The following is a 1,614-nucleotide window of genomic DNA, read 5'->3' on the forward strand; positions in this document are numbered from 1 at the left end:
GCCGCGCTCGTAGCGGGCGGCCATCGCCATGCCCACCGCGTTGGCGACGCCCTGGCCGAGCGGTCCCGTGGTGGTCTCCACGCCCGCGGTGTGCCCGTACTCCGGATGGCCCGGCGTCTTCGAGCCCTGCGTGCGGAACGCCTTGAGGTCGTCCAGCTCCAGCTCGTACCCGGCGAGGTACAGCTGGGTGTAGAGGGTCAGCGAGGTGTGGCCGGGGGACAGGACGAAGCGGTCACGGCCGGTCCACTCCGGGTCCGCGGGGTCATGACGCATCACCTTCTGAAAGATCGTGTACGCCGCCGGGGCGAGGGCCATGGCCGTGCCCGGGTGGCCGTTGCCCACCTTCTGCACGGCATCGGCCGCCAGAACGCGGGCGGTGTCGACGGCACGCCGGTCGAGTTCGGTCCATTCGAAGCTGTCCGTTGTCTGCGTGCTCATCTTCAAGAAATCCTCGATCGGAGCGAAGTACCTGGTCTGACGCGTTCAAACTTAAAAGTCTGACTTTTGAGAGTGAAGGTCGTGGTGTGCCAGCCTGTGGTGAAACTGGGACACGGCCCGGCGTCATGGCGCACGGGCGGCACGGCGCGAGAAGGACATGGCGGACGAACACACCCAACACGGCGACGGCGATGGCGGCGACGGGATCAGAACCTTCCCCTTCCCGGTCGATCTCAGCCTCCTCGGCGTCGGCATGCAGGTCGGCCCCATGGGCACCGGCCGCACCTGGCGTGCGCATGCCCCGCTGCACCGCGTACACCGCATCGACTTCCACGTCGTCATGCTCTTCACCGGCGGACCGGTCCGTCACATGATCGACTTCGCCGAGTACGAGGCGACGGCCGGCGATCTGCTGTGGATCCGTCCCGGCCAGGTCCACCGCTTCTCGCCCGACAGCGAGTACCGCGGAACGGTGCTGACCATGCAGCCCGGCTTCCTGCCCCGCGCCACCGTGGAGGCCACCGGTCTCTACCGCTACGACCTGCCGCCCCTGCTCCGCCCCGACGAGGCCCGGCTCGCCGCGCTGACCGCCTCGCTCGACCAGCTGCGACGCGAGTACGAGGACGCCACCACCCTCCCGCTCAGCCTGCACACCGCCGTACTGCGCCACACGCTCACCGCGTTCCTGCTGCGCCTCGCGCATCTCGCGGCCGGCGCGGCGCGGGAGGCGCGGCAGGGGTGCGGGCAGGCGGACGCGCCGGGGGACACCACCTTCACGCTCTTCCGGAACGCGGTCGAACGGGACTTCGCCACCAACCACAGCGTCAGCGCCTACGCCGACGCGCTCGGTTACTCCCGCCGCACCCTCGTCCGCGCGGTGCGCGCCGCGACCGGCGAGACGCCCAAGGGCTTCATCGACAAGCGGGTGGTGCTGGAGGCCAAGCGGCTCCTCGCGCACACCGACCTGCCGATCGCCCGGGTCGGTGCGGCGGTCGGCTTCCCGGACGCGGCCAACTTCTCCAAGTTCTTCCACCAACACACGGACCAGACCCCGGCGACATTCCGCGCGGAGCTGCGCTGAGAGGTGGCGGAGTACCGGGCGAGCCGTAGCTGCGGGCAGTCGTGCCCGCCACGCCCCCCACTTAGCTGCGGGCAGTCGTGCCGCTGGGGCGGCAC

Annotated in this window: 2 protein-coding genes; one reads left to right on the plus strand and one right to left on the minus strand. The window is 70.3% G+C overall.

Annotated elements, in window-relative coordinates:
- The coding region (locus GTW67_RS32730) for a thiamine pyrophosphate-binding protein (RefSeq protein ID WP_524539848.1) at nt 1-438 on the minus strand (438 nt) is incomplete at its 3' end.
- Nucleotides 439-595: 157 nt separating this feature from the next.
- Here GTW67_RS32730 and GTW67_RS32735 point away from each other — a divergent pair.
- On the plus strand, nt 596-1,519 hold the full coding sequence (locus tag GTW67_RS32735) for a helix-turn-helix transcriptional regulator (protein WP_161168381.1): 924 nt from the start codon (nt 596-598) through the stop codon (nt 1,517-1,519).
- Nucleotides 1,520-1,614 lie beyond the last annotated feature (95 nt).

Source organism: Streptomyces sp. SID5910 (assembly GCF_009862125.1).
Lineage (GTDB): Bacteria > Actinomycetota > Actinomycetes > Streptomycetales > Streptomycetaceae > Streptomyces.